This is a genomic window from Amycolatopsis sp. VS8301801F10, from assembly GCF_046195355.1.
Lineage (GTDB): Bacteria > Actinomycetota > Actinomycetes > Mycobacteriales > Pseudonocardiaceae > Amycolatopsis.
This window is the reverse complement of sequence record NZ_CP176065.1, coordinates 346,942-368,136: the sequence shown is the minus strand read 5'-3', so window position 1 is coordinate 368,136 and position 21,195 is coordinate 346,942. Positions and strand designations below refer to the sequence as shown.

The window sequence follows — 21,195 nt, the reverse complement described above, 5'->3', positions numbered from 1 at the left end:
GGCATCAGCTCAACCGACCCTGGAGGTTCCCGATATGTCACGCCGTGCGGCTGCGCTGGCCGGAACGATCGCTGCGGCCGCCCTCGCCGTCGCCGGGTGCAGTGCCGACGACGAGCCCAGCACCAAGGCGCCCGCTACCTACACTTCGGTGCCCGCCCCGGCGATGCCGTCCTCTTCGGCCCCGTCGAACGCTCCGTCGAGCGCTCCCGGCAACGGCGGAGCCACCGGCGAGCAGCCGAACGTGAAGCGCGGCGCGGAGACCGGCGAGGCAGGCGTCGACGTGCTGGTCACCGTCTCCTACCAGGGCGGGAAGGTCACTCCTCCGGCCGGGGTCGTCGACGTCAAGGTCGGCAACAAGGTGAAGATCAAGGTGACCTCGGACAAGTCGCAGAACATCGACGTCCAGGGCCTGCCGGACAAGTCGGCCGACGTGTCCGCGCAGAAGCCCGAGGACATCGACTGGACGGTGACGAAGCCGGGCGACACCAAGGTGACGCTGCGCGAATCCGGCACGCTGCTGGTGACGGTGCACGCTTCCTGAGCGCACGAACAGAGGCGTGCACCTGGAGAAGGTGCACGCCTCTTGTGCTGCGGGAGAATCAGCGCCCGGCGGGGCTGACGTTCAGCATCATCCCGGCCAGCCCGCGCGCCCGGACCGACAGCTGCTTCGCCGCGTCCTTGAGCACCAGCGAAGCCGGCGCGTCCGGTTCGGCCAGCACGATCGGCGTGCCCTCGTCGCCCTGTTCGCGCAGCCGCGGGTCCAGCGGGACCTGGCCCAGCAGCGGCACCGTGGAGCCCACCGACTTCGACAGCGAATCCGCCACCGTCTGGCCGCCGCCCGCGCCGAACACCTCGATGCGCTCGCCGGCCGGGGTCTCCAGCCACGACATGTTCTCGATCACGCCCGCCACGCGCTGCCGCGTCTGCATCGCGATCGCTCCGGCGCGCTCGGCCACCTCGGCGGCGGCCTGCTGCGGCGTGGTCACCACGAGGATTTCCGCGTTCGGGATCAGCTGCGCCACCGAAATCGCGATGTCGCCGGTGCCCGGCGGCAGGTCCAGCAGCAGGATGTCCAGGTCGCCCCAGAACACGTCGGCGAGGAACTGCTGCAGCGCGCGGTGCAGCATCGGCCCGCGCCACACGACCGGCGTGTTGCCCGGCGTGAACATGCCGATCGAGATCACCTTCACGCCGTGCGCCTGCGGCGGCATGATCATCGTGTCGACCTTGGTCGGCTTCTCGCGCGCGCCCAGCATGCGCGGCACCGAGTGGCCGTAGATGTCCGCGTCCACCACGCCGACCGACAGCCCGCGCTCGGCCATCGCCACGGCCAGGTTCACCGTCACCGACGATTTGCCGACGCCGCCCTTGCCCGATGCCACGCAGTACACCCGCGTCATCGAACCCGGCTGCGCGAACGGAATGACCGGCTCCGCCGCGTCGCCGCGCAGCGATTTGCGCAGCTCGGTGCGCTGCTCGTCGCTCATCACGTCCAGCTCGACCCGCACGTCCGCGACGCCGGGGAGCTTCGAGACGGCCTTCTTGGTGTCCTCGGTCAGCGTCGCCTTCAGCGGACAGCCCGCGACCGTGAGGTAAATCCCGACGGTGACCAGCCCGTCGTCGCCGACCGCCACGTCCTTGACCATGCCGAGGTCGGTGATCGGTTTTTTGATTTCCGGGTCGTACACGTCCTTCAGCGCGGTGCGGACGTCGTCAACGCTGGGGAGCTGCTGTGTACCAGTCACGCTTCCATCGTACGTACTGCCCAGTTCAGCTTTGCTTCGCCTTGCGCGGCTTGGGGTCCACGTCGAGATCGTCGCGCAGCCGGTCGAGTTCGCTGCGCAGGTAGTCGCGGGTCGCGACCTCGCCGATCGCCAGCCGCAGCGCCGCCAGTTCGCGGGCGAGGTACTCGGTGTCGGCCTTGGTCTGCGCGACGCGCGTGCGGTCCTCCTCCAGCGACACCCGGTCCCGGTCGTCCTGGCGGTTCTGGGCGAGCAGGATCAGCGGCGCGGCGTACGCGGCCTGCGTCGAAAACGCCAGGTTGAGCAGGATGAACGGATACGGGTCCCACCGCAGCGACACCGCGGCCAGGTTCAGCGTGATCCAGACGACCACGATGAGCGTCTGCCAGAACAGGTACTTCCCGGTGCCGAGGAACCGCGCGATCCGCTCGGTGAACCGGCCGAAGGTGTCCGGGTCGATGTTCAGCCGCAGCCGGGCCTGGCTGCGCGGCTGGTCGAGCCTGCGGCCGGTCCTGAGTTCAGCCACGGTCGGCCTCCTGGAGATCAGCACCGTCGGCGACGTCGTGCAGTCCGGTTTCGCGCCAGTCGTCGGGCAGCAGATGGTCGAGGACGTCGTCGACGGTGACGGCGCCGAGCAGGTGGTCCTCGGCGTCGACGACCGGGCCGCACGCCAGGTTGTACGCCGCGAAGTACCGGCTGACCTCGGACAGCGTCGCCTCCGGGCGCAGCGCGGTGAGGTCGGTGTCCACCGCGCTGGCCACCAGTTCGGCGGGTGGTTCGCGCAGCAGCCGCTGGAAGTGCACGACGCCGACGAACCGGCCGGTCGGCGTTTCGGTCGGCGGACGGCACACGAACACCATGCTGGCGAGCGCGGCGGGGAGGTCGGCGTTGCGGATGTGCGCCAGCGCCTCGGCGATCGTCGCGTCCGGCGTGAGCACCACCGGTTCCGGCGTCATCAGGCCGCCGGCGGTGTCCGCCGAATACGCCAGCAGCCGTTTGACCGGCGCGGATTCCTCCGGCTCCATCAGCTCCAGCAGCCTGCTCTGCTCGGCCGGGGCGAGTTCGGCGAGCAGGTCGGCGGCGTCGTCCGGGTTCATCGCCTCGAGGATGTCGGCGGCGCGTTCCTCGGCGAGATAGGCCAGCAGTTCCTTCTGGTCGTCCTCGGGCAGCTCCTCGATGACGTCCGCGAGCCGCTCGTCGTCCATCGCGTCGGCGACCTCGTGCCTGCGCTTGATCGGCAGGTCGCGCACGGTCGCGGCGACGTCGACCGCGCGCATCGTGTCGAACAGCATCAGCAGCTGGGCCGCGCCTTGCGGCTGCCCGGTCAGGTCGGTGAGGCCGAGCCCGGAGACCTCGCTCCAGGGCAGCACCCGCATCGCGGTGCGCCGCCTGCCCAGCGCGAGCCGGGTCGACCGCTCGCGCACGGCGAGCTTGGCCAGCACCCAGTCGCGGGTGCGGGTCGGCTCCATCGCCGCGTCGACCACGGTCACCCGGGTGTCCGCGCCGGTGAGCGTCGCGTGCGCGTCGAGGAGCTGGCCGCACACGAGAACCTCGTTGGGCCGCTGGTGGAAATGCCGCATGTTGACCGAACCAGTGGCCAGCGTCACGGCGTTCGGTTCGATCGAGGTGACCCGCAGCATGGGCACGAAGACCCGCCGCCGGGTCGCCAGCTCCACGACCATGCCGAGGATCCTCGGCGGCTGCTGGTCCAGCCGGAGCCCGGCGACGACGTCGCGGACCTTGCCGATCGACTCCCCGTCGGGCCCGAACACCGGCAGACCCGCGAGCTGTGCTGCGTAAACCCGGTTTGTGCCTGCCATGGGGCCGACACTATCGGCTGGCGCCCGAGTGCGCTCGCGCCGCGACTCGGCGAATTCTCAGCCGGCCATCGCCCATCGGGTCAGCACGGGCAGCGCGTCGGCGGAGGGACCGTCGTCGTCCTCGGGCAATCCGCCGAAATCCACCAGATCCTGGGCGTGCCACAGCCGGTTCTGCACCGCGCGGACGAGCGTCCAGGCCTTGGCGCGGTCGCGGTCCAGACCGCTCGCGGCGAGCTTCGAGTCCAGTGTGGATTCGCTGAACCGGTTCCACAGCAACGAAAGCGCGCCGAATTCGAGATCGCCCGCGATCGGCTTCGGGTCGATCACCAGCCACGGTTCGCGCGTGCCGGACAGCACGTTCTCGTAGTGCAGATCGTCGTTCACCAGCGCGTTTCCAGATTCCGGACCGAGATCGCGGCAGACCTCCAGTGCCGCGTCCAGCTCCCGCCGGGGGAGCGGTTCGCCCAGGTCGCGCCACGATCGCGGCAGCTGTTCGAGCAGTTCCTCCGCGACGCCGGACAGCGTGCGGGTGAGCGCGGCGGGCGCGGGCACGGCGAGCCGCCGCGCGAGTTCGCTCAGGATTTCGACGGCGGGCAGCAGCGGTTCGCCCTCCAGCGTCCGGCTGTCGTCGAGCCGTTCCAGCAGCATCGCGCCGTCCTCGGGCGCGGATTCGTGCAGCAGCACCGCTCCCCGACCGGCCCACGTGGACAGTGCGAGCGGCTCGTCGCGGGATTCTTCTTCCACCCAGCCGAGTTTCAGCACGACGCGGGAGCCGTCCGCGCGCCGGGCGGGCTGGACGACGCCGACGTAGCCGTGCCGGGCGGTGTCCTCGAACTCCAGCTCCCACTTCCGGGCGTACCGCCGCGCGAGCGAGGGCAGCGACGCGAGCCACGGAACGGCTTCCGGACCGAGCACCTTGGGGGCGCGTTCAGCGAAGGCGGGCGGGATTTCCAAAACGGTCACAACGCCCATCCTGGTCGGCCGCGCAAACCGTTTCCGGGGCTGTCGCGCGCGCGTACAGTGAACGGACAAGGGTTTTGGCGAACCCGGGAGCTGCCATGATCGTCGAGGTTGCCAGCGCAGTGGCCGTCGCGGGCGGGGTCTGGCTCGCCTCCGCGGTCCGCGTGGTCAAACAGTACGAACGCGGGCTGGTGTACCGGTTCGGCCGGGTGCGGCCGCTGGTCCGCGAGCCGGGGCTCGCCTTCCTGCTGCCGGTCGCCGACCGCCTGCAGAAGGTGAACATGCAGGTCGTGACGATGCCGGTGCCCGCGCAGGACGGGATCACCCGGGACAACGTCACGGTCCGGGTGGACGCGGTCGTGTACTTCAAGGTGGTCGACCCGGTGCTGGCCGCGGTTCACGTGCAGGACTACCGGTCGGCGATCGGCCAGGTCGCGCAGACGTCGCTGCGGTCCATCATCGGCAAGAGCGACCTGGACGACCTGCTGTCGAACCGCGAGCGGCTCAACGAGGGCCTCGAGCTGATGATCGACAGCCCGGCGCTGGACTGGGGCATCCACATCGACCGGGTGGAGATCAAGGACGTCGCGCTGCCGGAGTCGATGAAACGCTCGATGTCGCGCCAAGCCGAGGCCGAACGCGAGCGCCGCGCCCGCGTGATCTCCGCGGACGGCGAACTGCAGGCGTCGCACAAACTCGCCCAGGCCGCCGCGACGATGGCGGACACCCCGGCGGCGCTGCAGCTGCGGCTGCTGGAGACGGTGGTGCAGGTGTCGGCGGAGAAGAACTCGACGCTGGTGCTGCCGTTCCCGGTGGAGTTGCTGCGGTTCCTGGACGCGCGGACCGACCCCGCGGCGAAACCGGCCGCGAAACCGGCCGCGAAACCGCCGGAACCGCGGACGTCCGCGGAGTCGGAACCGGAGAAGGTCGGCAACGGCCAGGTCGCCCCGCGCGAGGGCGAGGCCAGCGACGTGCCGGATCAGCTGTCGAGGTAGCCGTTGAGGCCGAGGACCAGCAGCGTCCCGAAGAATCCGACCCACAGCGCGAGCGCCACGTAGCCGAGCACGACGGCCGCCAGCGCCATGGTGCGTCCACCGGCTTCGTTGCGGCTGGCCTTGGCCAGCGCGACGTGTCCCATCGCGAGGCCGGGGACCGCGAGAACGAAGGTCGCCAGGCCGAGCAGCGAGCACACGAGCGCGCCGGTCGCGAGCCCGCTGTCGCTGGTGCGCGGGTACGGCTGGTAGGCCGCGCCGTACGGGGGCGGGGCCGGGAATCCCTGGTACGCGGGCGGCGGCGCGAACGGATCCGGTTGCGGCGCAACAGCCTGCGGCACCGCGGCGGGAACCGGTGGTTCGCCGGGCAGCACCGCGACCGGGCCGGGGTCGGGCGCGGTCCAGCCCGGCGGCGGAACGGGCGAGCCGGCCTCCGCGGTGGGCGAGAGAGCGTCCGCCGGGGCCTCGTACGGCGCGGGCTCGGCCGGCGGCTCGTACGGAGCGGGGTCCGCGGTCGGCGGCGGGTCGTACGGCGCCGGATCGCGGTCGGACGGAGTGGTCATCGGGGCTCCCTCGGGGTGCCGGGTTCGAAGGACGACGCTACCGGGAATCGCGGCGGCATCAGTCGAAAATCCCGGACTGGACCAGTGCGCGCACGATCAGCGGAGTGACGATGCTCCAGACGATCAGCGCCGCGTAGCCGATCACGAATCCGGCGAGCGCCAGCGCGCCGCCGGCGCCGCGGCCGCGCCGGGCCCGGTGGAACGCGACGTGCCCCATCACGATCCCCGCGACGGCCATCGGCGCGCACAGCACGAATCCGGCGATCGAGCAGATCAGCGACCCGAGGGCGAGCCCCGCGCCGGGCGCTGGACCCCGCGGCGGATAGGGCTGATGCTCGTAGGACGGGTGCACGTAGCTGTCGCGGCCGGAGGGCTCGTCCCGGTCCTCGCTGGCCTCGCTCATCGGGATCCTTCTCGCGGTTTCGGGTGGATCAGCGCCTTGTCCGCACCTTAACGGGGGAAACCGGGGCGCGGCGTGAGCACCCTCATAGCCGCTCCGGCGGGAACCAGTCATACTCCCCGGTAACCCAGCGCCGGGAGCCGGCGTCGCCGCCGAAGGGAGCCCAGTGATGGCCCGTCTCGCCCGGACCGCCGGCCTGACTGACGTGCAGCAGGAGATTCTGTCCACGGTGCGGTCGTTCGTGGACAAGGAGATCATTCCGCACGCGCAGGCTTTGGAGCACGCCGACGAGTACCCGGCGGAGATCGTCGAGGGCATGAAGGAGATGGGCCTGTTCGGGCTCACCATCCCGGAGGAGTACGGCGGCCTTGGCGAATCGCTGCTGACCTACGCGTTGGTGGTGGAGGAGATCGCGCGCGGCTGGATGAGCGTGTCCGGTGTGATCAACACGCATTTCATCGTGGCGCACATGATCACCCGTCACGGAACGCCGGAGCAGAAGCAGCATTTCCTGCCCCGGATGGCGACCGGCGAGGTCCGCGGGTCGTTCTCGATGTCGGAGCCGGACCTCGGTTCGGACGTGGCGGCGATCAAGACCCGGGCGCGGCGCGACGGCGACGATTACGTGATCGACGGCGCGAAGATGTGGCTGACCAACGGCGGTTCCTCCAACCTGATCGCCTTGTTGGTGAAGACGGACGAGGGCGCGGAGAAGGCGCACCAGAACCTCACCACATTCCTGGTGGAGAAGCCGTCCGGGTTCGGCGAGGTGCTTCCGGGGCTGACGATCCCGGGCAAGATCGACAAGATGGGCTACAAGGGCGTCGACACCACCGAAGCGGTGTTCGACGGCTTCCGCATCGGCGCGGACAAGGTCCTGGGCGAGGCTCCGGGGAAGGGCTTCTCGTACATGATGGACGGCGTCGAGGTCGGCCGGGTGAACGTGGCCGCGCGGGCGTGCGGGATCGCGATCCGGTCGTTCGAGCTGGCGATCGCGTACGCGCAGCAGCGTTCGACGTTCGGCAAGCCGATCGCGCAGCACCAGGCGATCGCGTTCAAGCTGGCGGAGATGGCGACCAAGGTCGAGGCCGCGCACCTGATGATGGTGAACGCCGCCCGGCTCAAGGATTCGGGTGCGCGCAACGACGTCGAGGCCGGGATGGCGAAGCTGATCGCCAGCGAGTACTGCGCCGAGGTGACCCAGGAAGCGTTCCGGATCCACGGCGGCTACGGCTACTCCAAGGAATACGAGATCGAACGCCTCATGCGCGAGGCCCCGTTCCTGCTCATCGGCGAGGGCACCAGCGAAATCCAGAAAACCATCATCAGCCGCGGCCTTCTGCGGGATTACAAAGCCTGACCCCGCTTCGCCGGAGTTCGCGCGCTCCGCCGGTTCTTGACAAGATGGAACCCTCGGACCGGACGAGCGCAGGTGATGATGGTGAGCAGTCCCTTTGGTGGCGGTCAGGGCCCGGCCGGGCTGCCGCGGCTCCCGACGCCGCCCACCGGCTGGCCGATCGGGTCGTACTCGACCTACGGCGAGGCGCAGCAGGCCGTCGACTTCCTGGCCGAAAGCGAGTTCGCGGTCACCGACGTGACGATCGTCGGCGTCGACCTGATGCTGGTCGAACGCGTCATCGGCCGGCTGTCGTGGGGCCGGGTGCTCGCCGCGGGCGCGATGTCCGGCGCGTGGTTCGGCCTGTTCGCCGGACTGCTGCTGGGGATGTTCGTCAACCAGGGCGGATTCACGCTGCAGCTGCTGACCGGGCTCGTGCTGGGCGTGCTGTCCGGGCTGGCGTTCTCCGCGATCGGCTACCGCGCCTCGCGCGGCCGCCGCGATTTCTCGTCGGCCAGCCAGCTGGTCGCCGGCCGGTACGACGTGCTGTGCCAGCCGCGCAGCGCCGAGCAGGGCCGCGAGCTGCTCGCGAAGCTGGCGCTGCGCCCGCCGCCCGCGACGGCATAACCGCCCACGGGACTTTTTCACCCGTCTTCCCGATGGTTCGCGCGCACCTGGCTGAATCGTTACCGACCCTGCTTGCGGCCGGTGATCGCCGGGCATAGGTTGACCGACACCGGTTGGCCGGTCGTGTCCTCCAGCGCGGCCTGCCGGCAACTGGCACGTCGGGGTGCTGGCTCGGGTCCGCCTCGCCGCGGCGTGCTTTCTGGGGGCGGTGTCGGAAGACGCCGGGTGCACATGGGCGAGGAGGCTTGGATGGGGAAGAAACGGCCCAGCGGAAAGAAACGGGGGCCTACGCGCGCGGCGGCACTGCTCGCCGCGGGCTTGGTGAGCACCGGCCTGGTGGCGGGGTGCGGAACGGCTTCGGGGACGACGATCAACGTCTACTACTCCCCGGAGGACCATTTCCAGACGGTCGTCGACAACTGCAACAAGACCGCCGCCGGGCGGTACCGGATCGTCTACAACAAACTGCAGCGCGGTTCGGACGACCAGCGGATCCAGATGGCGCGCCGGCTCGCCGCCGGCGACACGTCGATGGACGTGCTCGGCCTCGACGTCACCTGGGTCTCGGAGTTCGCCGAGGCGGGCTGGATCGACGAGTGGACCGGGGAGCACAAGGCGGCCGCGTCCGAGGGCGTGCTGAAGGGCCCGCTGGAAACCGCGACGTATCAAGGAAAGCTGTACGCCGCGCCGAAGAACACCAACGTGCAATTGCTCTGGTACGACGACCGCATCACCCCGTCCCCGCCGAAGACGTGGGACGAGATGATGCAGATGTCGCAGCGGCTCAAGAGCGAGCACAAGCCGTATTCGATCGTGTTCACCGGCGCGCAGTACGAGGGCCTGGTCGTCATCTACAACACGCTGGTCGAATCGCTCGGCGGGCACATCCTGTCCGACGACGGGAAATCCGTCGTGATGGACGAGGGCGCGGTGCAGGCGCTGGAGCTGCTGAAGAAGATCACGTCGTCGGGCATCACCGACGCGTCGCTGACGAACCAGAAGGAGGACGACGTCCGGCGGACGTTCCAGCGCGGCGACGCCGCGTTCGAGCTGAACTGGCCGTTCGTGTACGCCTCCTACGCCGAGGAGAAGCCGAAGGACCTGTCGCACTTCAAGTGGTCGGTCTATCCGCAGGCGAAGCCGGGCATTCCGGCGAAGAGCACGATCGGCGGGTTCGACCTGGCGGTGAGTGCCTACTCGCAGCACAAGCCCGAGGCCTACGAAGCGGCGTTGTGCCTGCGCAGCAAGGAAAACCAGAAGGTGTCCGCGATCAACGACGGGGTGCCGCCGACCATCGAGTCGGTGTACCACGACGACACCCCGGTGGACCCGGCCAAGCCGGTGTCGGCGGACAACCCGAACATGGCCGAGAAGTACCCGATGCGCGACGCCATTCTGTCGGCGCTGAAAACCGCCGCGGTGCGCCCGCTCACTCCGGTGTACCAGAACGCGTCCACGGTGATGTCGAAGATCCTTTCCCCGCCGTCGGCGATCGATCCGCAGACGACCGCGCAGAAACTGCGGGAACAGCTCGATGACGCGCTCCAGTCGAAGGGAGTGATCCCGTGACCGTCCAGGATCCCGCCGCGCCCGCCCACGAAGCGGCGCACCGCAAGGGAAAGCCCGCGCTTTCCGAGGGCAAGAAGGCCGAACGGCGGCTCGGGCTGTGGCTCTGCGCGCCCGCGTTCCTCGTGATGATCGCGGTGACCGGGTACCCGATCATCTATTCGGTCTGGCTTTCGCTGCAACGCTACGACCTGCGGTTCCCGGCGAAGCACGAGTTCATCGGCTTCGACAACTACGCCGCGGTGCTCACGAATTCCTACTGGTGGACCGCCTTCGGCACCACGATGTTCCTCACCGTCGTGTCGGTGGCGATCGAATTCGTGCTCGGCATGGGGCTCGCGCTGATCATGCACCGCACGCTCGTCGGCCGCGGACTGGTGCGCACCGTCGCGCTGATCCCGTACGGCATCGTGACGGTGGTGGCCGCGTTCTCGTGGTACTTCGCCTGGACGCCCAAAACCGGGTACCTGGCGAACCTGCTCGGCGAAGGCGCCGCGCCGCTGACCGACCAGTGGCCGTCGCTGTTCATCATCATCCTCGCCGAGGTGTGGAAGACGACGCCGTTCATGGCGCTGCTGCTGATGGCCGGGCTGGCGCTGGTGCCGGACGACCTGCTGAAGGCCGCGGCGATGGACGGCGCGACCGCGTGGCAGCGGTTCACCAAGGTGATGCTGCCGGTGATGAAACCGGCGATCCTCGTCGCGCTGCTGTTCCGCACGCTCGACGCGTTCCGCATTTTCGACAACATCTACGTGCTGACCGGCGGCGCGCAGGACACCGGATCGGTGTCCATGCAGACCTACGACAACCTGGTCAAGGGGCTCAACCTCGGGATCGGCTCCACGATGGCGGTGCTGATCTTCATCACGGTGGCGATCATCGCGTTCCTCTTCATCAAGGTGTTCGGCACCGCCGCGCCCGGCACGGACGACGGGGGGAAGCGCTGATGGCCATCGGAGGTGCGGTCACCACCGGCCGCAAGGTCGGCTGGGGCCTGCTCGACATCCTGGTGCTGGTGTTCGCGATCGTCCCGGTGCTGTGGGTGCTTTCGCTGTCGTTCAAGACGAAAGCGACGCTCACCGACGGCAATTTCATCCCGACGGAATGGACGCTGCAGAACTACGCGGACATCTTCCAGACCACGGAGTTCCTGCACGCGCTGGTGAACTCGATCGGCATCGCGGTGATCTCCACGGTCATCGCGGTGGTGCTGGGCACGATGGCGGCGTACGCGATCGCCCGGCTGGATTTCCCCGGCAAGCAGGTGCTGGTCGGGCTTTCCCTGCTGATCGCGATGTTCCCGCAGGTCTCGCTCGTCACCCCGCTGTTCAACATCGAACGCGGGCTCGGCCTTTTCGACACCTGGCCGGGGCTGATCCTGCCCTACATCACGTTCGCGCTGCCGCTGTCGATCTACACGCTGTCCGCGTTCTTCCGGGAAATCCCGTGGGAGCTGGAAAAGGCGGCGAAAATGGACGGCGCGACACCGGCCCAGGCGTTCCGGAAGGTGATCGCGCCGCTGGCCGCGCCGGGCGTGTTCACCACCGCGATCCTGGTGTTCATCCTCTGCTGGAACGACTTCCTGTTCGCCATCTCGCTGACGTCCACCGAGTCGTCGCGCACGGTGCCCGCCGCGTTGTCGTTCTTCACCGGGTCCTCGCAGTTCGAGGACCCGACCGGCCAGGTGTGCGCGGCCGCGGTCGTGATCACGGTGCCGATCATCCTGTTCGTGTTGTTCTTCCAGCGTCGCATCGTGGCGGGGCTGACGTCCGGTGCGGTGAAGGGCTGACCCATGGCTGAAATCGTTCTCGACAAGGTTTCCAAGCGCTATCCCGACGGCGCGCTCGCGGTGTCCGAAGTGGACATCACGATCGCCGACGGGGAGTTCATCATCCTGGTCGGCCCGTCCGGCTGCGGGAAGTCGACCACGCTCAACATGGTCGCCGGCCTGGAGGACATCTCCTCGGGCGAACTGCGCATCGACGGCAAGCGGGTCAACGAGAAGGCCCCGAAGGACCGGGACATCGCGATGGTGTTCCAGTCGTACGCGCTGTATCCGCACATGAGCGTGCGGGAGAACATGGCCTTCCCGCTTCGGCTGGCCAAAGTGGACGACAAGATCGTCCGGTCCAAAGTGGAGGAAGCGGCGAAGATTCTCGACCTGACCCAGCATCTCGACCGCAAACCGGCCAACCTGTCCGGCGGGCAGCGGCAGCGCGTGGCGATGGGCCGGGCGATCGTCCGCAACCCCAAGGCGTTCCTGATGGACGAGCCACTGTCCAATCTGGACGCCAAACTGCGCGGGCAGATGCGGACATCGGTGTCGAAGATCCAGAAGCAGCTCGGCACGACCACGCTGTACGTCACGCACGACCAGACCGAGGCGATGACCCTCGGCGACCGCGTCGTGGTGCTGCGGGCCGGATACGTGCAGCAGATCGGTTCGCCGCAGTTCCTCTACGACAACCCGGCGAACCTGTTCGTGGCCGGGTTCATCGGCTCGCCGTCGATGAACTTCGTTCCCGCGACGCTGGAGAACGGCCAGCTGCGCAGTTCGCTGGGCATCACGCCGCTGACCGACCGGATCCGCCGGATGGCCGAGGCGGCGAACGCCCCGCGCGAGGTGATCATGGGCATCCGCCCGGAACACTTCGAGGACGCCGCCCTGGTCGAATCGGGCCGCGAGGGCGCGACCTTCACCGCGCACGTGGACGTGCTGGAGTCGATGGGTTCGGAGAAGTTCGCGCACTTCACCGTGGACGGCGAAACCGCGACCTCGGCCGAACTCGCGGAACTGGCCGCGGACAGCGGTTCGGCCGACGTCCCCGGCGCGGAATCGCTGATCGTCGCCCGGCTGTCGGCCGAATCGGCGGCCGCGGAGAACCAGGACCTGCAGATCTGGTTCGACGCGGACAAGGTGAAACTCTTCGACCCGTCCGACGGCCGGAACCTCACCTACTCCGACTGACCTAGCGGTCCGGGAGGGGCTCCTTGAAGGAATTCACGGAGCCCTTCCCGGACGCTCAGGGGATCCGCGAAAAGATCGTCGCCGCGGCGGTGCGGGCGGCGGGGCAAGCCGCCTCCCCGCCGGCGCCGCTGGTGTCGACCACGCTCACTGTCGCCTGCTCCGCGCGCCCCGGCGTGGCGGGGGAGGGCTGCACCGTCCGCACCCGGCAGAACGCCCCGTCTGCCGCCACCCGGGCCACCCGGTTGCCGAGCGTCTCCGCCGGCCCCGCCGGAGCCTGCCGCACCACCGCGAACTCCAGGCTCACCTTGTCGAGGATGCAGGAATGCCCGGCGAGCCCGGCCGTCGCGTCGCCGCCCTGCGCCCCGGACGCGCTGAGAATCGCGCACGAATCCACCCGCCCCCACGAGCGGTCCGGCAGGTGCGGATGCCGCACCCGGTTGCCGGTCACCGCGTCGAGCACCCCGCCGACCACGTCGTCCGCGGCGGTGCACCGGTCCTCGGCGCTGCCGCGGTCGTCGCCGTCGGTGATCGAAACGGCCAGCCGGACCCCGTCGGCGAACGTGATGGCCCGCCCGCACGTGCGTTCCGGCACGAAACCGGCCTGCTGCACGGAAACGCCGTCCGGCACCTTGCCCGGATACGCGTAGGCCTGCACATTGGGATCGCGTTCGGCGGCGAGCGGACCGATGGTGACCGTCCGGGGGCGCCCGGCCTGCACGAAATCCGCCTGGCACGCGGTGAACGACGAATCGGGCGTGTCGGCGGTGGAGTTCTTGAGCCGCTTCGGGTCCAGCAGGCTGCAGTAGTCGAGCGTGGCGAAGTCCCCGAGCGCCGAGATCGCGGTCAACGGCACCGGCGCGGACTGCGCCTGCTCCGTCGTCGGGGCAGACTCCGCGGAACATCCGGCTCCCGCGAGAAGCACCGAACAGCCGACGGCGAGGACTCCGAGTGGGTTACGCACGGGGTGCAGTATCACCGTGAGTGGCGAAAAATCCAGCCCCCGCCGGGAAATCCCACACTTCGCTGAGTCATCACCGCTGGTGGGAGAGGTGCCGACGGAACCAGTTTCGCCGCACGACGGCGATGGCAAGCTGCTGCGGTGCCCCGTGCTCTCGATCAGCCGTCCCCCGTCAAGGTCGTGTTCCACCTCCCTTCCGAGGACGACGATTGGCCGCCGGTGAGCCGGGAAGGGCTGTGGGCGGTTCCGCTCGACCGCCCGGACCACGTCCGGCTGGCCAACGTTCCCTGGTTCGCCCGGAACGCCGCCGAGGGCGACGTTTTCCGCGTCGAACGGGACGAGGAGGGCGTGCTGCGGCCGGTCGAACGGGTGGAGTGGTCCGGGAACTGCACGATCCGGTTGATTGTCCGGGCGGACGGCCCGTTCGCGGGCGACCTGGGCCGAGTGATCGACCACTTCGCCCCGTTCGGCTTCGAGGGCGAAGGGCTCAGCCAATTCGCCATGGTCGGGTTCACGGTCCCGCCGGGAGCGGACCTCGCCGGCGCGAAGCGCGCGCTCGAAGCGGGCAAGGCGGACGGTTCCTGGGCCTACGAGGAGGGCTGCGTCAGTGAGGAATGGCTGGCGGCAGGCCGCTGACCTGCGAGTTCCCGCATCGACCCCGAGGTGCTCCCCCTACCGGACCCCACCCCCTTAGGGGTCCGGATCGTCCCGCGGAGCGATGTGCCCGGCCGCCGCGCGTGGTGACATAGAGGTACGAACCCAAACGGGAGGGGAACACGATGTCCGCACCTGTCACCAACCGGCTGAGCCGGCCGCGAGAGGGGCGCATGATCGGCGGCGTCTGCGCCGGGCTCGCCCGTCGCTTCGGGACCACGCCGGGCAAGGTCCGGGTGCTCGCGCTGCTGTCGTGCCTGCTGCCGGGGCCGCAGTTCGTCGCGTACCTGATCCTGTGGGCCGTCATCCCCAGCGACTGACCTGCCGACGCGAGGCCGGGCGAGCTGCCTTGAGGGGGGACGGCTCGCCCGGCTGGCCACCAGCCACTGAGAACGATCGGCCCTCTTCCGCTGACACACGGGAGGGGGCCGGTCTCATTTCCGCTCGGCGGAGAACCGCTCCCAGGCCGATTGCCGCGTCACCCCGAGCGCCTCGCCGATGCGTGCCCATGCCACGCCGCGCGTCCGCAGCAAATCGACCTGCTCCTGGATCCGCGCGTCCGTCTGCGCGCTGACCTTCGCCATCCGCGGGATGCTCTCGAGGATCTCCTCGTCCGATTTCCGCTCCCAGAGCGTCACCTCGGGCGTCCCCGGCTCGTGTTTCCCGGCCAGGATCTGTGCGCAGAGTCCGACGCAGCCGTCGCAGATGTAGACCCCCGCGCCGGCGATCAGTTTGGCCACCTCGTCGGCCGGTTTGAGGCAGAACGAGCAGTACGAAGTCATCGCGAACCTCCCAGTGTCAGGACTAGCCTGACACGTCAAGGTCAGCCTGACAAGTCACTGCTGGGACCGCAGCGTCTCGATGACCTCCTCGTCCCAGCGGTGCGTCCGGATCAGCCGGTACCGCTCGCACGCGACCCACAGATACGCCTCGGCCTCGGTGCGGTCGCCGATCAGATCGGCCTGCCGCAGCATCGCCACCACCGGCGTGAATTCCTCGTCGAACCAGCGTTGCGCGATGGTCGCGCGGTCGGTGAACCGGCCTTCGTCCTGCATGAGCCGGAAACCCCACGCTTCGACGTGCTCGCCGAGCTGGGCGTAGTTCCACGGATCCGTCATCAGCACCGAGGCGCGGGCGTGCCCGGACAGCGGGACTCGTTCCAGGAACAGCCGCCGGTAGTCCTTAACGATCAGGTCGCCGCGATAGCGGATGCCGCTCGGGTTCAGCTTGGTGCGCACGACCGTCACCGAAGCTTCTATTGTGGACAGTCCCTGCGCCAGCGCGACCGAAACCCGGTGGTGGCCGTCGATGATGAAGTGCAGTTCGCCGACCCGGTACACCTCGATCGGCGGGATCGCCTCGCCGCGGCGGGCGGCCAGCGCGAGGCGTTCCCAGCGTTGCCGGACGCGAGCGGAGGTCGGGCGGAAGCGGCGGTCGAAATCGCGGCTCCGGTCGACGGTGCCGACGATCGAGTCCAAGGCGATCACCCGGGTCCCGATTCGCGCCTCGCTGACGTAACCGAGCGCCTGCACCACTTCGTGGAACGGCAGCATGATGTTGACGTCGTCGGGTTCCCGGCGCAGCCACGTGGAAAGCCGGGACAGCACCTGCCGACGGCGGGCCCGGAGGAAGTCGTTTTCGGCGTCGGCGCGCGGGAAACCGGTCGGTCGGGTCATCGCGGGAACTCCATCACCTGATAGCCCACCACATTGCGGATCCGGGTGCGGCCGGCCACGCGGTCGGGCACCGGTTCGCCGTGCGGATGGATGTGTCCGTGCAGCAGCCACTGCGGCCGCAGGGTCTCGATCGTGCGGTGCAGACAGGTGAAACCTTGGTGCGGCGGGTCTTCGCGGTCGCCGAGATGCCGCGGCGGCGAATGCGTCAGCAGGATGTCGATTCCGTTGCCGTCCCGCCATTTCCGCCACCGGAACCGCCGTTCCAGCCGCCGGGCGCGGCGTGCCTGCTGCCGTTGCGTCCACTGATTCGGGCCGTCGCGGTAGCGGATCGAACCGCCGAGTCCGGCGATCCGCAGCCCGGCGACGTCGACGATCCGGCCGTCGGCGTTGATCCCGCCCGCGGGGCCGGGCCATTCGGTCGGGAAACCGTCCTTCATGGACAGTCCGCCGTAGCGGGTGAAGCCGCTCAGGTCCGGGTCGTGGTTGCCCGGGACGAACACGCACGGCACGTCGAGCATGCCGGCGAGGAACTCGAGATACGCGAACGGCAGATCGCCGGCGGCGACGACGAGGTCGACCCGCAGCGAGCGGACCGCGGGGGTCCACAGCCGCTCGTCGGCCTCGTCGGCCACCACCAGCGCTTTCGGCATGCGCCAAGGTTACGGCGCGCGCGGCGTCACTTCATGCCGTGCGCGAACCCGGGGTTGAGCGCGATCATCGCGACGATGCCGACGATCCAGACGAGGCACAGCGCGAGAGCCCAGAACTTGAGGTTGGACAGCAACCGGGACATGACGAGACAAACCTCCTGCAACCGGGGGAAGAAAAGGGGGACCGCGAGGGGCGGCTACAACCAGCCGTTCTTCCGGAATATTCGGTACAGCAGCAGACAGATCGCGAGAATGACCGTGACCACGATCGGATAGCCGAACTGCCAGTGCAGTTCGGGCATGTAGTCGAAGTTCATGCCGTAGATGCCCGCGATCATCGTGGGCACCGTGATGATCGCCGCCCACGCGGTGATCTTGCGCATGTCGGTGTTCTGCTGCAGCGAGATCTTCGCGACGGTCGCGTCGACCAGGGTGCTGAGCAGTTCGTCGAACGCCGCCACGCGTTCGGACACGGTGGCGAGGTGGTCGGCGACGTCGCGGAAATACGACCGCACCTCGTCCGGCACCAGCCGCGTGTAGCCCTCGGCGAGCCGCGACACCGGCGTGGCCAGCGGGACCACCGCGCGCCGCAGTTCGAGCACTTCCCGCTTCATCAGGTAGATCTGCTCGGCGCTCACCGACGAGCGCGGCGCGAAGACCTGCGCCTCGATCTCGTCGATGTCCGCCTCGATCCGGCTGGTGACCTCCAGGTAGTGGTCGACCACGTGGTCGGCGATCGCGTGCACGACCGCCGCCGCGCCGAGGGACAGCCGCTCCGGATCCTCGTCGAGGTCACGGCGCAGCCGGGCCAGGCCGGAGTGGTTGCCGTGCCGGACGGTGATCACGAAATCGCGGCCGAGGAACACCATCAGCTCGCCGGTTTCCACGATCTCGTTCGCCGTGGTCGGCGACTGGTGCTCGACGTAGCGGACTGTCTTCAGCACCAGGAACAGCGTGTCGTCGTAGCGCTCCAGCTTCGGCCGCTGATGTGCCTCCAGCGCGTCCTCGACGGCCAGTTCGTGCAGGCCGAAGGTGTCCGCGATGCCCTGGATCTGGTCGGAATCGGGCTCGTGCAAGCCGATCCAGACGAAACCCGCGTGCCGCTTGCGCACCTCGCGGATCGCCTCGGCGTGCGTCCAGCGTCCGGGCAGCCGCTTGCCGTCGACATACACCGCGCAGTCGACGACATAGGCCGACAGCGGCACCGGGATCGGCCGGTCGAGATTGGCCTTGGCCCGGTTGTTGCCGCGGCCGCGAAGGCCGCCTAGCGAGGGAATGGCAGGCATGGGTTCTCCTGGGCAGACGTCGTGAAGCACGAAGACGACGGCCAGGCGGACTGCGGCGTCCGTCCGGCGGCACCGTGAGTTCCCGGACGCGGGCCTACCAGGAGGAAAAACGGCCGGCCGGCGAGGCGGGAACGCACGTACTACTAGGGAGCGGACTATCACCACTGCTCATGAGCGGTCCCTCACCTCCTTTCGGCCGGGGCACGCCAAGGCGTGCGAAGTGGCAGGGGTCGCGTTGACGCGCGATCACCGATGGTCGAGGGTACTCCTCACCACGGATACGTGTCGCACCTGGTTCGGCAGGTGTTACCCGGACAGGAGGCGCAAGCGTGCAATTCGGCCGGTATTACGAGGAGTTCGAGGTCGGCGCGGTCTACAAGCACTGGCCCGGCAAGACCGTCACCGAATACGACGACCATCTGTTCTGCTTGCTCACGATGAACCACCACCCGCTGCACCTGGACGCGCACTACGCGGGCGAGACGACCGATTTCGGCAAGAACGTCGTGGTCGGCAACTACATCTACTCGCTGCTGCTCGGCATGTCGGTGCCCGACGTGTCCGGGAAGGCGATCGCGAACCTCGAGGTCGAATCGCTCAAGCACGTCAAGCCGACGTTCCACGGCGACACGATTTACGGCGAGACCGAGGTGCTCGACAAGACCCCGTCGAAGTCCAAGGACGACCGGGGAGTGGTGTACGTCGAGACGCGAGGGTACAAACAGGACGGCACCATCGTGTGCATTTTCCGGCGCAAAGTGATGGTCCCGAAGCGGTTCTACGGCGACACCCGCGGCGGGGAGCAGCCCGGCCGTCCGACGCCGCACGAGTGATCGATCCGCCGCGAAGAGGAGCACGGGTGGCTATCGCCCTGGAAGAGATCAAGCGCCGGTTGCGCAACTTCGCCGAGGTGGAGGCGCGCGGGGTTTCGCCGCTGTATGACCACCTCGCGACGCACGCGGCCGAGGACGACGACGTCGCCGCCCTGCTGACCGACGCCCGCGACGGCGAAGCGCGCGGCACCTTGCTGTTCGCCGCCGCGCACCGGCTGGTGCAGGCGGATCCGATCCACCCGCTGTCGCGGTACTACCCGTCGGTCGGCGGGTTCGACGGCGTCGACGGCGAGACCTGGCCGTTGTTCCGCTCGTTCCTGCTGGAGCGCGCGGGCCAGGCCCGCGAGATCATCTCGACGCGCTACACGCAGACGAACGAGGTGCGCCGCGCCGCGCTGCTGTACCCGGCGGTCGCGGCGGCGGCGAAGGAGGCGGGCGGCAAGATCGCGCTGCTCGAGGTCGGCTGCAGCGCGGGCTTGCTGCTGGGGCTCGACCGGTTCGGCTACCGCTACCAGTGCGACGGCGGCGAACAGCTCACGGCCGGCCCGGCGAAGGCCGCGGTCGGGCTGCACTGCTCGATCGACGTCGCCTCGGACGCTCGGTTGCCGAAGCTGCCCAAGAAGGTCGCGGTGGCGGCCCGGGCCGGGCTGGACCGGGCTCCGGTGGACCTCTCGGACGAGGACGAGCTGGCGTGGCTGGAGGCGTGCGTCTGGGCGGATCAGGTCGACCGGATCCGGCTGCTGCGCACGGCCGCCGCGGAACAGCGGAAGCACGCCCCGGAGCTGATCGCCGGTGACGCGGTGGACGACCTGGCTTCGGCGGCTTCGCGGCTGCCCGCGGAACTGCCGTTGGTGGTGCTGACGAGCCACGCGCTGGCGTACGTCGGAGACCGGCGCGCGGATTTCGTGGCCGAACTGGCGCGGCTGTCCTCGACCCGGCCGGTGTGGTGGGTGAGCCAGGAGTTCTACCGGGCCGGGCTGGAGACGGTTCTTCCCGGCCGGGACGACCTGTCCTCGATCGGCGAGCCCGCGATGGCGGTGCTGGGGCTGACGACCTGGGCGGACGGGAAGCCGCAGGCCCGCGCGCTGGCCCGGACGGCTCCGCACGGCCAGCGGATGACCTGGCTCTCGTGAGCGGCGATCCCGGTTAGAACCGGGATCGCCACTCACGACGCCGTCCTGCACCGTGCGTAACCTGTGTCACACTCGCCCCGTCAGTCACACCGCTCCGCGGCGGCCGGGCTGGGGCTACCGATGCGCGTCCGGCAATATCGAATACGCGTTCCGCGCATTTTCCGTGCTCATCGCGGATGCTTGAACGCCTGCGAAACTTTCTGCCAACTCCGCAATCCGTTCCGAATCGCGGACGCGGCCCCGGGCAATACGGAATTGACCGCTCCGGGCTACGCGGCGGGCAACGCATTCCAGTCACGCAACGTCACCAGGAGCTGGTCCACCAGGTGGCCCGCTTCGTCTAAATTGACCAGTTCGGCCGAGTTGACCCACCGCGCGTCGGTGGCGTCGTCGCCCGCGGTGAGGGTTCCGCCGGTCCACGTGCATTCGTAGTCGTGGATGTCGTAGGAGCCGCGGACGACCGAGCCGGTCAATGTGTGCGGTCTCACGTCGAGCCCGGTCTCCTCGCGGAGCTCCCGGATGACGGCTTCGTGGTCCGTTTCGCCCGGTTCGACCCGCCCGCCAGGCAGCGACCACTGGCCTTTCCCCGGGTCGTGCGCGCGCCGGATGAGCAGGAGTCTGCCCTGGTCGTCGAACACAATGCCGCCGACGCAGCGCTCGAGGCCGTCCATCCCGCGACGGTAACCGACCCCGGGCGCACCCCCTAGCGTTCGGGAACCTGTACACGGAGAGTAGCCGTACGGTACACTTCGAGCGCCTGGCTGACCCATGCGCGGGACTTTCCTCCCGCGTGAGTGGTCAGTGCGGTACAACGTAGAAAGTCAGTTTTCCGGGTGTCATGGAAGAGACGGGATTGATCGCTGTGAACGCGAAGAAGCTTGCGGGACTCGTGGGTATCGCGTTGGTGCTGTTCTTCGTGATCGCCCAGCCGGGCCATGCTGCCGGTCTTGTCAGCAACATTGTTGACTTCCTCCGCAGCTCGGCCGAATCGGTGATCACGTTCGTCAGCAACATCTTCCACTGACGGCAGG

The 21,195-nt window shown here is 69.0% G+C and carries 25 protein-coding genes; 13 read left to right on the top strand and 12 right to left on the bottom strand.

The window, feature by feature from the left end:
* Positions 1-34 precede the first annotated feature (34 nt).
* Positions 35-541: a hypothetical protein gene (locus tag F9C11_RS01690; protein ID WP_409183198.1), complete on the top strand. Its 507-nt coding sequence runs from the start codon at positions 35-37 to the stop codon at positions 539-541.
* A 58-nt stretch (positions 542-599) separates the two neighbouring features.
* Here F9C11_RS01690 and F9C11_RS01685 read toward each other — a convergent pair whose 3' ends face one another.
* The 4 genes from F9C11_RS01685 to F9C11_RS01670 are packed head-to-tail and all read right to left on the bottom strand — an operon-like array spanning position 600 to position 4,525.
* Positions 600-1,745 (bottom strand): Mrp/NBP35 family ATP-binding protein, encoded by a 1,146-nt coding sequence (locus F9C11_RS01685; protein ID WP_409183197.1) that lies wholly within the window; start codon positions 1,743-1,745, stop codon positions 600-602.
* A 25-nt stretch (positions 1,746-1,770) separates the two neighbouring features.
* The gene (locus F9C11_RS01680; protein ID WP_409183196.1) at positions 1,771-2,268 is read right to left on the bottom strand and encodes a DUF1003 domain-containing protein; all 498 of its coding nucleotides are present in this window, start codon (positions 2,266-2,268) and stop codon (positions 1,771-1,773) included.
* Entirely contained in the window at positions 2,261-3,562 is a 1,302-nt protein-coding gene (locus F9C11_RS01675; protein WP_409183195.1) for a magnesium transporter MgtE N-terminal domain-containing protein, read from the bottom strand. Before F9C11_RS01675 ends, F9C11_RS01680 begins: the two co-directional genes overlap by 8 nt.
* 57 nt (positions 3,563-3,619) lie before the next feature.
* The gene (locus tag F9C11_RS01670; RefSeq protein ID WP_409183194.1) at positions 3,620-4,525 is read right to left on the bottom strand and encodes an aminoglycoside phosphotransferase family protein; all 906 of its coding nucleotides are present in this window, start codon (positions 4,523-4,525) and stop codon (positions 3,620-3,622) included.
* Between the two features lie 95 nt (positions 4,526-4,620).
* Here F9C11_RS01670 and F9C11_RS01665 point away from each other — a divergent pair, with 95 nt between their 5' ends.
* On the top strand, positions 4,621-5,517 hold the full coding sequence (locus F9C11_RS01665; protein WP_409183193.1) for a slipin family protein: 897 nt from the start codon (positions 4,621-4,623) through the stop codon (positions 5,515-5,517).
* On the opposite strand, the gene F9C11_RS01660 is transcribed toward F9C11_RS01665, so the two are convergent.
* Positions 5,502-6,077 (bottom strand): DUF4190 domain-containing protein, encoded by a 576-nt coding sequence (locus tag F9C11_RS01660; RefSeq protein WP_409183192.1) that lies wholly within the window; start codon positions 6,075-6,077, stop codon positions 5,502-5,504. The genes F9C11_RS01665 and F9C11_RS01660 overlap by 16 nt on opposite strands.
* Positions 6,078-6,135: 58 nt before the next feature.
* Positions 6,136-6,480, bottom strand: a complete 345-nt coding sequence (locus tag F9C11_RS01655; protein ID WP_409183191.1) for a DUF4190 domain-containing protein — start codon at positions 6,478-6,480, stop codon at positions 6,136-6,138.
* Between the two features lie 166 nt (positions 6,481-6,646).
* Between F9C11_RS01655 and F9C11_RS01650 the strand changes: the two genes are divergently transcribed.
* From F9C11_RS01650 to F9C11_RS01625, 6 genes are all read left to right on the top strand, one after another.
* Positions 6,647-7,837: an acyl-CoA dehydrogenase family protein gene (locus F9C11_RS01650; protein ID WP_409183190.1), complete on the top strand. Its 1,191-nt coding sequence runs from the start codon at positions 6,647-6,649 to the stop codon at positions 7,835-7,837.
* A 75-nt stretch (positions 7,838-7,912) separates the two neighbouring features.
* A complete protein-coding gene (locus F9C11_RS01645; protein ID WP_167442160.1) occupies positions 7,913-8,440 on the top strand; it encodes a general stress protein in 528 nt (175 codons plus the stop codon).
* A gap of 249 nt (positions 8,441-8,689) precedes the next feature.
* Positions 8,690-10,009, top strand: a complete 1,320-nt coding sequence (locus F9C11_RS01640) for an ABC transporter substrate-binding protein (protein ID WP_409183189.1) — start codon at positions 8,690-8,692, stop codon at positions 10,007-10,009.
* Positions 10,006-10,953, top strand: coding sequence for a carbohydrate ABC transporter permease (locus tag F9C11_RS01635; RefSeq protein WP_409183188.1), 948 nt, complete (start codon positions 10,006-10,008; stop codon positions 10,951-10,953). Before F9C11_RS01640 ends, F9C11_RS01635 begins: the two co-directional genes overlap by 4 nt.
* A complete protein-coding gene (locus F9C11_RS01630; protein WP_409183187.1) occupies positions 10,953-11,795 on the top strand; it encodes a carbohydrate ABC transporter permease in 843 nt (280 codons plus the stop codon). Before F9C11_RS01635 ends, F9C11_RS01630 begins: the two co-directional genes overlap by 1 nt.
* A gap of 3 nt (positions 11,796-11,798) precedes the next feature.
* Entirely contained in the window at positions 11,799-12,974 is a 1,176-nt protein-coding gene (locus F9C11_RS01625; RefSeq protein WP_409183186.1) for an ABC transporter ATP-binding protein, read from the top strand.
* A gap of 55 nt (positions 12,975-13,029) precedes the next feature.
* Here F9C11_RS01625 and F9C11_RS01620 read toward each other — a convergent pair whose 3' ends face one another.
* On the bottom strand, positions 13,030-13,935 hold the full coding sequence (locus F9C11_RS01620) for a hypothetical protein (protein ID WP_409183185.1): 906 nt from the start codon (positions 13,933-13,935) through the stop codon (positions 13,030-13,032).
* 138 nt (positions 13,936-14,073) lie between these two features.
* Here F9C11_RS01620 and F9C11_RS01615 point away from each other — a divergent pair, with 138 nt between their 5' ends.
* Both F9C11_RS01615 and F9C11_RS01610 read left to right on the top strand, forming a co-directional pair.
* Entirely contained in the window at positions 14,074-14,568 is a 495-nt protein-coding gene (locus F9C11_RS01615) for a DUF4265 domain-containing protein (protein ID WP_409183184.1), read from the top strand.
* 143 nt (positions 14,569-14,711) lie between these two features.
* The gene (locus F9C11_RS01610) at positions 14,712-14,906 is read left to right on the top strand and encodes a PspC domain-containing protein (RefSeq protein WP_409183183.1); all 195 of its coding nucleotides are present in this window, start codon (positions 14,712-14,714) and stop codon (positions 14,904-14,906) included.
* Positions 14,907-15,020: 114 nt separating this feature from the next.
* Here the strand turns inward: F9C11_RS01610 and F9C11_RS01605 are convergent, their stop codons facing one another.
* The 4 genes from F9C11_RS01605 to corA form a co-directional block, all read right to left on the bottom strand.
* The gene (locus tag F9C11_RS01605; protein WP_409183182.1) at positions 15,021-15,368 is read right to left on the bottom strand and encodes a ClpX C4-type zinc finger protein; all 348 of its coding nucleotides are present in this window, start codon (positions 15,366-15,368) and stop codon (positions 15,021-15,023) included.
* A gap of 54 nt (positions 15,369-15,422) precedes the next feature.
* A complete protein-coding gene (locus F9C11_RS01600) occupies positions 15,423-16,262 on the bottom strand; it encodes a chromosome partitioning protein ParB (RefSeq protein ID WP_409183181.1) in 840 nt (279 codons plus the stop codon).
* Positions 16,259-16,912 carry a metallophosphoesterase gene (locus F9C11_RS01595; protein WP_409183180.1) on the bottom strand — a complete coding sequence of 218 codons (654 nt, stop codon included), beginning with the start codon at positions 16,910-16,912 and terminating at the stop codon, positions 16,259-16,261. The genes F9C11_RS01600 and F9C11_RS01595 overlap by 4 nt, the downstream gene beginning before the upstream one ends.
* 197 nt (positions 16,913-17,109) lie before the next feature.
* Positions 17,110-18,198: a magnesium/cobalt transporter CorA gene (gene corA, locus F9C11_RS01590; RefSeq protein WP_409183179.1), complete on the bottom strand. Its 1,089-nt coding sequence runs from the start codon at positions 18,196-18,198 to the stop codon at positions 17,110-17,112.
* Between the two features lie 329 nt (positions 18,199-18,527).
* Between corA and F9C11_RS01585 the strand changes: the two genes are divergently transcribed.
* Together F9C11_RS01585 and F9C11_RS01580 are read left to right on the top strand one after the other, a co-directional pair.
* Positions 18,528-19,031: a MaoC family dehydratase gene (locus F9C11_RS01585; protein ID WP_409183178.1), complete on the top strand. Its 504-nt coding sequence runs from the start codon at positions 18,528-18,530 to the stop codon at positions 19,029-19,031.
* 26 nt (positions 19,032-19,057) lie between these two features.
* Complete coding sequence (locus tag F9C11_RS01580; RefSeq protein ID WP_409183177.1) at positions 19,058-20,164, top strand: DUF2332 domain-containing protein; 1,107 nt, start codon at positions 19,058-19,060, stop codon at positions 20,162-20,164.
* A 269-nt stretch (positions 20,165-20,433) separates the two neighbouring features.
* On the opposite strand, the gene F9C11_RS01575 is transcribed toward F9C11_RS01580, so the two are convergent.
* Positions 20,434-20,835, bottom strand: coding sequence for an NUDIX hydrolase (locus tag F9C11_RS01575; protein WP_409183176.1), 402 nt, complete (start codon positions 20,833-20,835; stop codon positions 20,434-20,436).
* Between the two features lie 167 nt (positions 20,836-21,002).
* Between F9C11_RS01575 and F9C11_RS01570 the strand changes: the two genes are divergently transcribed.
* Complete coding sequence (locus F9C11_RS01570; protein WP_037815868.1) at positions 21,003-21,188, top strand: hypothetical protein; 186 nt, start codon at positions 21,003-21,005, stop codon at positions 21,186-21,188.
* Positions 21,189-21,195: the final 7 nt, after the last annotated feature.